Origin of the sequence: Streptomyces sp. NPDC021622 (assembly GCF_040640795.1) — a bacterium.
Lineage (GTDB): Bacteria > Actinomycetota > Actinomycetes > Streptomycetales > Streptomycetaceae > Streptomyces.
In genome coordinates this window covers 349,340-358,237 of record NZ_JBFACK010000008.1, presented here as the reverse complement: position 1 = coordinate 358,237, position 8,898 = coordinate 349,340, and the positions used below count along the sequence as shown (strand labels likewise).

Here is an 8,898-nt window from a genome sequence, read left to right as displayed (position 1 = left end):
GGCGTTGACTTTTGGCACGCTGTTGAGTTCTCAAGGAACGGACGCTTCCTTTGTACTCACCCTCTCGGGCTTTCCTCCGGGCGCTTCCCTTCGGTGTTTCTGTTCTTCGTTCTTGCGTTTCCGACTCTATCAGACTCTTTCGTGTCCGATTTCCTCGGTGCCTTTCAGGTTTCCGCTCCGGCCTCTCGGCCTTTCGCGTTTCCCTTTCCGGCGGTTCCGACTTTATCAGAAGTTTTCCGCCGGACTGACCGGCTCGGAGTTTCCGATTTATCGGGAGTGGCTTCTTGCTTGATGAAATTCAAGAAGCAGGCAGATGTTAACTGCCGCCACTGGACTTGTCCAGTTCTAGGCAACTGTTCGAATCTACCTCCCCAGTCCTTCCGTGTCAACGGTTCTCTTGGGGCGTCGAGGAGACTAGCAGGTCAGCGGGGTCGTACGCACATCAGGCGGCGGTGGGAACCGCCGCGCTGCGTTCCGTGGGGTCCAGGTCGCCGGTGGCGCCGGCGCGTGCCGCCCTGCCGCCCAGGAGATAGACGTACGCAAGGAATGCCAGTTCAGCGGCGATTCCGATGGCGATGCGGGCCCAGGTCGGCAGGCCGGAAGGGGTGACGAAGCCTTCGATGGCGCCGGAGACGAAGAGGACCAGGGCCAGGCCCACCGCCATGCCCAGGGCCGCTCGGCCTTCCTCTGCCAGTGCCGTGCGGCGCGTTCGAGGGCCCGGGTCGATGAGGGTCCAGCCGAGGCGCAGGCCCGTACCGGCGGCTACGAAGACCGCGGTCAGTTCCAGGAGGCCGTGCGGCAGGACGAGGCCGAGGAAGGTGTCCAGGCGCCCGGCGGAAGACATCAAGCCGATGCCCACGCCCAGGTTGAGCATGTTCTGGAAGAGGATCCAGATGACCGGGAAGCAGAGGAAGCCGCCCAGGACCAGGCACATCGCCGCTGCCTGGGCATTGTTCGTCCAGACCTGGGCGGCGAAGGATGCCGCGGGGTGGCTTGAGTAGTACGTCTCGTACTCGCCGCCGGGTCGGGTGAGCTCGCGCAGTTCTCCGGGGGCAGCGATCGAGGACTGGACCTCGGGGTGAGTGGCTATCCACCAGCCGATGACGGCGGCGAGGAGCGTCGAGAGGAGTGCGGTGGGGATCCACCAGTGGCGGCTGCGGTAGACCGCTGCCGGGAAACCGTGGGTCAGGAAGTGGGTCGCGTCGCGCCAGGAGGAGCGGCGGGTGCCTGTCACGGCGCTGCGCGCGCGTGCCACCAGGTGTGTGAGGCGGCCGGTGAGCTGTGGGTCCGGGGCGCTGGACTGGATGAGGGAGAGGTGGGTGGCGGTGCGTTGGTAGAGGGCGACGAGTTCGTCGGTCTCGGCTCCGTTGAGGCGGCGCTGGCGGCGCAGCAGGGCGTCGAGTCGGTCCCACTCGGCTCGGTGGGCGGACACGAAGACGTCGAGGTCCATCAGGTGGCTGCTCCTCGTACTGCGGCGCGATGCTGCCTCAGCTTGGCAGACTGGCCATTCCTAGGGCAGGGCAGGGAAGGGCGGCCGGCGTGAGTGAGCTTGTTACGGGCGAGGCGGTGGCGCTGGAGTTGCGCCCTGCGAAGCTGCCGAGCCGGGCGCTCGCCGTACTGATCGACCTCGTGGTGGCCTGGGCGGTCTACCTGGGCGTGACCGTGGCGATCGTCGCCTCGACGTCCTCGTTGGACGACGCGGCGGCCGCGGCGATCGCCGTCGCCACCTTCGTACTGATCCTGGTCGGTGGGCCGATTGCCGTGGAGACGCTCAGTCATGGGCGGTCGCTGGGGAAGATGGCGTGCGGGCTTCGGGTGGTGCGGGACGACGGGGGGCCCATTCGCTTTCGGCACGCGTTGGTGCGGGGTGCTGTCGGGGTCGTCGAGATTCTGCTGACCTTCGGGGTCGTCGCGTGTAACGCCTCGTTGGTGTCGGCGCGTGGGCGGCGGCTCGGGGATGTGTTCGCGGGGACGCTCGTCGTGCGGGAGCGGGTGCCTGCGGGGCGCGCGGCTTTTGTGCCTCCGCCGCCGCCCTGGCTTGCGGGGAGGTTCTCCGGGCTCGATCTGTCCGGGGTGCCCGAGGGGCTCTGGCTCGCCATTCGGCAGTACCTGACGCGCATGGGGCAGTTGGATCCGCAGGTGGGGTGGGCGATGGCGGAGCGGCTGGCGGGGGATCTCGCGGCGCGGACGGGGGCGCCTGCTCCGCAGGGGGTTCCGCCGGCCGCGTACTTGGCCGCCGTGGTGCAGGAGCGGCAGGCTCGCGATGCGCGGCGGGCGTTCGGTGGGAGTTCGGCTGGTCCGGGGCATGCGACGCCGGAGGGCGCTGCGGGGTACCCGGGCGGTGTTCTGCCGCCGGTTGCCGCTTCTCTCCCGGTTCACGCGGCGTACCCGGCTCAGCCGACTGCCGCGGTCCGTCCGGTGGTCGGGCAGGAAGGTGCTGAGGCCGCGCCTCCGAGCACGGGATTCGTGCCGCCCGCGTAGGGCGAGGGTCAGGTGAACGTCGAGGGTGGGGTTTCGAGGTTCTCGAGCTCGATGCCGGGGGCGGAGAGGACCACGTCGCCGGTGATGTGTACGGCGTGCTGTTCGCCGGTGTCCAGGGCTGTGACCTGGTATTCGTCCACGGTCAGAGGGCCGTTGTCAGTGGCGTGTGCTTCGCTTTTCAGCAGGGCCCAGGACTGGTCGAGGGTGCGGGGGGCAAGGACCGGGTCGGTGAAGGCGACGAGGCGGACGCGGGTCGCGGGGGAAGCGGGGGTGAGGCGCAGCAGGCGTGTGGTCGCGATGAGGAAAGCGGGGGATGTGCCGGTGAAGGCGTGGGCGGGGGCGTTGTTCTCGGTGGCATGGGCGCCGGTGGCGTCGGTGCGGACCCAGGTGACGCCGTCGATCGCGGCGGCGCGGATCTGCCAGTCCCCTGCGTGGAGTTCGAGGCGGATGGGGCGGCCGAGTTCGTCGAGGGCGAGGTCGACGGAGCCAGTGTGTTCGCCTGACGGGGCGATCCGCTGGGAGACGTAGCGCCAGCCGGAGGGGCCGGGGGCGCAGTGGAAGTGTTCCTCACCGAGGGGGGTGTGGTCGTGCGCGTCGTGAAGCGAATAGTGGCCGCGGGGCATGGGGGGTTCGGTCCTCGTCGGGGGCTGAGTTCTTGGCCGGGGCCAAGCCGGGGCAGTGCTGTTGGCTGTCGGCACCATGGTGGCAGTGGCGGGGCTGGGGGCGGGGGCGACCCTGGACCGGGCCGCGCTGAAGAGGCTGGGGGCTGGGGGCTGGGCTCAGCTGGAGCGAGCTGGGCTGGGACGGCATGGGATGGGGGCGAGTGACCAGCCGGCCCGGCCGTCTCATGGGCACAGGCTTCTCCGCGGGTGGGCAGCCGGGTGGCCAGGCGGGCTGGCCGGTTGGCGCCCGGCGTCTCGGCGGCGCAGGCCCCGGGGCGCGCAGGCCGAGTGACCAGCTGGCCCTGCCGCCTCATGGGCGCAGGCTTTCGGGGGTGGGCAGCCGCGTGGGCAGGGGGCCGGCCGGTGGGTCCCGGCATCTCGCTAGCGCAAGCCCCGGGGCTTGCAGGCCGAGTGACCAGCCAGCCCGGCCGCCTCATGGGCACAGGCTTCCGGAGGTGGGCAGCCCCGTGAGCAGGCGGGCCGACCGGTGAGCCCCGACGTCTCGCTGGCGCAAGCCCCAAAGCGCGCAGGCCAGGTGGCCAGCTGGACCGGCCCCGATCTTCACGGGTCCAGGGCCGCCGCACGGCGGCGCACGCACCGGTCCGCGGGCGGGCAGGCCGACCGGCGGTGCTCACAGGTCGGCGCCCTGCGAGATGGCGCGTCCCGAGCATTTGAGCTGCTTCAACGGGCGCAGGCCCCCGCCCAGTTGGGCGAGGGCCTGCTGATGAGCGTGGTTGCCGGGGTCTGGCCCGGAGACCGGCTCGGTCAGTAGCGGTAGTGGTCGGGCTTGTACGGGCCCTCTACCTCTACGCCGATGTACGCGGCCTGCTCCGGGCGCAGGGTCGTCAGCTTCACACCGAGCGCGTCCAGGTGGAGGCGGGCGACCTTCTCGTCGAGGTGCTTGGGGAGGACGTAGACGTCGGTCGGGTACTCCTCCTGCTTGGTGAACAGCTCGATCTGGGCCAGGGTCTGGTCCGCGAAGGAGTTGGACATCACGAAGGACGGGTGGCCCGTCGCGTTGCCCAGGTTCAGCAGGCGGCCCTCGGAGAGGACGATGAGGACCTTGCCGTCCGGGAACGTCCAGGTGTGGACCTGCGGCTTGACCTCGTCCTTGACGATGCCGGGGATCTTGGCGAGGCCGGCCATGTCGATCTCGTTGTCGAAGTGGCCGATGTTGCCGACGATCGCCTGGTGCTTCATCTTGGCCATGTCCGAGGCCATGATGATGTCCTTGTTGCCGGTCGTCGTGACGAAGATGTCGACCTTGTCGACGACCTCGTCGAGCGTCGCGACCTGGTAGCCGTCCATCGCCGCCTGCAGGGCGCAGATCGGGTCGACCTCGGTGATGATCACCCGGGCGCCCTGGCCGCGCAGGGACTCGGCGCAGCCCTTGCCGACATCGCCGTAGCCGCAGACGAGGGCGGTCTTGCCGCCGATCAGGACGTCCGTGGCGCGGTTGATGCCGTCGATCAGGGAGTGGCGGCAGCCGTACTTGTTGTCGAACTTCGACTTCGTCACGGCGTCGTTCACGTTGATCGCCGGGAAGAGGAGGGTGCCGTCACGGTGCATCTCGTAGAGACGGTGGACGCCGGTCGTGGTCTCCTCCGTCACGCCGCGGATCTCCGAGGCGAGCTGGGTCCACTTCTGCGAGCCGTCGGTGATGGTGCGGTTGAGCAGCTGCAGGATGACGCGGTGCTCGTCCGACTCGGCGGTGTCCTCGGACGGGACCTTGCCGGCCTTCTCGTACTCGACGCCCTTGTGGACCAGGAGCGTGGCGTCGCCGCCGTCGTCCAGGATCATGTTCGGGCCGCCGGTGGGGGTGTTCGGCCAGGTCAGCGCCTGCTCCGTGCACCACCAGTACTCCTCCAGGGTCTCGCCCTTCCAGGCGAAGACCGGGATGCCCTGGGGGTTGTCCGGGGTGCCGTTCGGGCCGACGGCGATGGCCGCGGCCGCGTGGTCCTGGGTGGAGAAGATGTTGCAGGAGACCCAGCGGACCTCGGCGCCGAGGGCGACCAGGGTCTCGATGAGGACGGCGGTCTGCACGGTCATGTGCAGCGAGCCCATGATGCGGGCGCCGGCCAGCGGCTGGGCGGCGGCGAATTCCTTGCGGATCGACATCAGGCCGGGCATCTCGTGCTCGGCGAGGGTGATCTCCTTGCGGCCGAACTCGGCGAGGGAGAGGTCGGCGACCTTGAAGTCCTGGCCGTTGATGAGAGTCGTCATGAGCGAGCTGCTCCTCGTGGGTAGATCGAGGGTGGGTGGACATGGCTGACCTGCGACAACGGCACAGAGGTGCACCGGTGCGCAGCAGCGCAGTCCGTCGGAGGCCCTCTCTCCCTCGGCCGGTCCGCGCACGGGCCGCCCGACCGCCATCAGCAGCGACGTCTGGCTCAGTCACAAAGCTACACCGATTGGCCGAGCCTGCCCCAGCCCGCCTCCGAACCCGCCGGTATGGATCCTCCGAACCCTCCGGTACGGAGGGGGTGGCGGAAGAAAGGCACGCAGACCCAGGCAAGACGGGACCTTTGCTCTTTTGATCCTCCCCGCGTGTGTTGCAGGATGCCTTGAGATCGGGAACATTTGCGCGATCTTGTTTGACGAAGGCGTTAGGCGTTAGGAGATCCACGTGAACCATCCGGCCGATCCCCCCATAGGCGGTGGCGGCAGCGAGCTGACGAAGCTCAAGCTGCTCGCGGTGACCGCCTGTCCGACCGGTATCGCTCACACGTACATGGCCGCGGAGAAGCTCTCGCAGGCCGCGGAGAGCCTCGGCATCGACATGAAGGTGGAGACGCAGGGCTCCATCGGGGCCGAGAATGTCTTGACTGACAACGATGTCAGGGAGGCCGACGGCGTCATCATCGCGGCCGACAAGGACGTCGACCTCAGCCGGTTCGTGGGCAAGCGCGTGCTGTCCGTCGGCGTCTCCGAAGGCATCAGCAACCCCGAGCGGCTGATCGAGCAGGTGCGGACCGCTCCGGTGCACGGGGCCGGTGGCGTCGGTGGCGCCGCCGATCCGATCACGGGCGGAGGCGGCAAGGAGCGCAGCGTCGCGTACAAGGCGCTGATGAACGGCGTCTCGTACATGATTCCGTTCGTCGTGGTCGGTGGTCTGCTGATCGCCATCTCGCTCTCGCTCGGCGGTCACACCGACCCCAAGGGCGGACTCGTCATCCCAGACGACTCCTTCTGGATGCATGTGAACCAGATCGGTGTCATCGGCTTCACGCTGATGGTGCCGATCCTCTCCGGCTATATCGCGTACGCGATCGGGGACCGGCCCGCGCTTGTGCCGGGCATGATCGGCGGCTGGATCGCCAACACCGGTGAGCTGTACGACTCGAAGGCGGGCGCGGGCTTCATCGGGGCCATCGTGACCGGCTTCCTCGCCGGCTATCTGGTGCTGTGGATCAAGAAGGTCAAGGTCCCCAAGTTCGCCCAGCCGATCATGCCGATCATCGTGATCCCCATCGTCGCGACCACGGCACTCGGTCTTTTCTTCATCTACGTCATCGGCAAGCCCATCTCGTGGGTCTTCGAGCATCTGACCGACTGGCTCAGCGGCATGACCGGGACCAGCGCGATCCTGCTCGGCGCGATCCTGGGGCTCATGATCGCGTTCGACATGGGCGGTCCGGTCAACAAGACGGCGTTCCTGTTCGGCGCGGGGCTCATCGCGACCGGCAACCAGACCGTCATGGGCATGTGCGCCGCCGCGATTCCGGTCATGCCGCTCGGGCAGGGCCTCGCGACGCTGATCCGCAAGCGGCTCTACAGCGAACAGGAACGGGAGACCGGCTTCGCCGCCTTGTTCATGGGCTTGTTCGGGATCTCGGAGGGTGCCATTCCGTTCGCCGCCGCGCGGCCCGCGCAGGTCATTCCGGCGAACATGCTCGGCGGCGCCGTCGCCGGTGCGATCGCGGGGCTCGCGGGCGTCGAGGACGCGGTGCCGCACGGCGGGCCGATCGTGGCGGTCCTGGGTGCCGTCGGCGGCGTACCGATGTTCTTCATCGCGGTCGCCATCGGCACCGTCGTCACCGCGCTGACCACGGTCGCGCTGGTCGACCTCAGCGAGCGCAAGCGGCGCGGGGCGCCGCTCGTGGACGTGCCGGGCGGCCTTGAGCCGGTCCTCGTGGGCGTCGGTGCGGGGGCCGTCACCGCGGGTGGCTCCGGAGCGGCCGCTCTGCAGAAGGCACCCTCCGCGGCGCCGGCCGCCCCCGAGGACGCCGCGGACGAGGTCCTCTCCGGCTATCTCACCGAGCAGACCGTGAAGGTCCAGCTGGCGTCGGCGGACAAGGATTCGGCGATCCGTGAGATGGCCGAGCTCCTCGCCACCACGGGCAAGGTCGACGACGTGGAGGAGCTCGTGCAGACGGCGCTGCGCCGCGAGGCACAGGGCACCACGGGTCTGGGCGAGGAGATCGCCGTCCCGCACGCCAAGACCGATGCGGTGACCTCGCCGGTCGTCGGGTTCGCCCGGTCGTCGGAAGGCATCGAGTGGGGCTCGCTCGACGGTACGAAGGCCAAGCTGGTCTTCATGATCTCCGTGCCGGAGGCGGCCGCGGGCGACGAGCATCTGCGGATCCTCGCGCTGCTCTCGCGGAAGCTGATGGACACCGGCTTCCGGGCACGGCTGGAGGCGGCGCCGGATGATGCGGCGATTCTCGACGTGCTGCGTGAGGTTCGGTAAGTAGCGTCAGTACGTCGATGGGGCCCCGCACCTAAGAAGGTGCGGGGCCCCATCGGCGTACGCAATCGGCTACTTCGCCGGGTTCTTGCCCTCGGCCGCTGCCGTCTCGCTGTAGATGTCCGGCTCCAGGTAGATCACGCGGGCGATCGGGACCGCCGCGCGGATGCGCTCCTCGGCGGCGTTGATCGCGTTGGCGATCTCCGTGGCCGTGTCGTCGTGCTGCACCGCTACCTTGGCGGCGACGAGGAGTTCCTCGGGGCCGAGGTGCAGCGTGCGCATGTGGATGACGCGGGTGACCGTGTCGCCGTCGACCAGGGCCTTCTCGATCTTCTCGACCTCTTCCGTGCCCGCGGCCTCGCCCAGGAGCAGGGACTTGGTCTCCGCGGCCAGGATGATCGCGATCAGGATGAGCAGGACGCCGATGCAGAGCGTGCCGATGCCGTCCCAGACGCCGTCGCCCGTGGCGAGCGCGAGGCTCACGCCGACGAGGGCCAGGATCAGACCGACCAGCGCGCCCAGGTCCTCAAGGAGCACGACGGGCAGCTCGGGGGCCTTCGCGCGGCGGACGAACTGCGTCCACGTGAGGTTGCCGCGCGTGTGGTTGGACTCCTTGATGGCCGTACGGAAGGAGAAGCTCTCGGCGATGATCGCGAACACGAGGACGCCGACCGGCCAGTACCAGGCCTCGATCTCGTGCGGGTGCTTGATCTTCTCGTAGCCCTCGTAGATCGCGAACATGCCGCCGACCGAGAAGAGCACGATGGAGACCAGGAACGCGTAGATGTAGCGCTCGCGGCCGTAGCCGAAGGGGTGCTGCGGCGTCGCCTCGCGCTGCGCCTTCTTGCCGCCGAGGAGCAGCAGCCCCTGGTTGCCCGAGTCCGCCAGCGAGTGCACGCTCTCGGCGAGCATCGACGACGAGCCACTGAAGAGGAACGCGACGAACTTCGCCACCGCGATCGCGAGGTTCGCGGCGAGTGCCGCGACAATCGCCTTTGTTCCGCCTGACGCGCTCATGTGTGCCCGTTGTCCCTTCGCCTGCGTACGTTCATCGTCCATCGCTGTCCG

Annotated in this window: 6 protein-coding genes; 2 read left to right on the top strand and 4 right to left on the bottom strand. The window is 68.9% G+C overall.

All coding sequences use genetic code 11. The annotated features are described in order from the left end of the window. Positions 1-442 precede the first annotated feature (442 nt). On the bottom strand, positions 443-1,450 hold the full coding sequence (locus AB0G47_RS18910) for a stage II sporulation protein M (RefSeq protein WP_266866283.1): 1,008 nt from the start codon (positions 1,448-1,450) through the stop codon (positions 443-445). An 89-nt stretch (positions 1,451-1,539) separates the two neighbouring features. Between AB0G47_RS18910 and AB0G47_RS18905 the strand changes: the two genes are divergently transcribed. After that, positions 1,540-2,481, top strand: coding sequence for an RDD family protein (locus AB0G47_RS18905; protein ID WP_360770810.1), 942 nt, complete (start codon positions 1,540-1,542; stop codon positions 2,479-2,481). An 8-nt stretch (positions 2,482-2,489) separates the two neighbouring features. Here AB0G47_RS18905 and AB0G47_RS18900 read toward each other — a convergent pair whose 3' ends face one another. Beyond that, positions 2,490-3,104, bottom strand: coding sequence for a hypothetical protein (locus AB0G47_RS18900; protein WP_360770807.1), 615 nt, complete (start codon positions 3,102-3,104; stop codon positions 2,490-2,492). Positions 3,105-3,908: 804 nt separating this feature from the next. Then, entirely contained in the window at positions 3,909-5,366 is a 1,458-nt protein-coding gene (gene ahcY, locus AB0G47_RS18895; protein ID WP_266866277.1) for an adenosylhomocysteinase, read from the bottom strand. Positions 5,367-5,769: 403 nt separating this feature from the next. On the opposite strand from ahcY, the gene AB0G47_RS18890 reads away from it, so the two are divergent. After that, complete coding sequence (locus AB0G47_RS18890; protein WP_360770804.1) at positions 5,770-7,833, top strand: fructose-specific PTS transporter subunit EIIC; 2,064 nt, start codon at positions 5,770-5,772, stop codon at positions 7,831-7,833. Between the two features lie 69 nt (positions 7,834-7,902). Here AB0G47_RS18890 and AB0G47_RS18885 read toward each other — a convergent pair whose 3' ends face one another. Beyond that, positions 7,903-8,847 carry a cation diffusion facilitator family transporter gene (locus tag AB0G47_RS18885; protein WP_360770801.1) on the bottom strand — a complete coding sequence of 315 codons (945 nt, stop codon included), beginning with the start codon at positions 8,845-8,847 and terminating at the stop codon, positions 7,903-7,905. Between the last annotated feature and the right edge of the window lie 51 nt (positions 8,848-8,898).

Bases quoted from the DNA above. Each gene is read 5' to 3' on its own strand.
- AB0G47_RS18885 (WP_360770801.1), bottom strand. From the start codon at position 8,847: ATGAGCGCGTCAGGCGGAACAAAGGCGATTGTCGCGGCACTCGCCGCG.
- ahcY (WP_266866277.1), bottom strand. From the start codon at position 5,366: ATGACGACTCTCATCAACGGCCAGGACTTCAAGGTCGCCGACCTCTCC.
- AB0G47_RS18910 (WP_266866283.1), bottom strand. From the start codon at position 1,450: ATGGACCTCGACGTCTTCGTGTCCGCCCACCGAGCCGAGTGGGACCGA.
- AB0G47_RS18900 (WP_360770807.1), bottom strand. From the start codon at position 3,104: ATGCCCCGCGGCCACTATTCGCTTCACGACGCGCACGACCACACCCCC.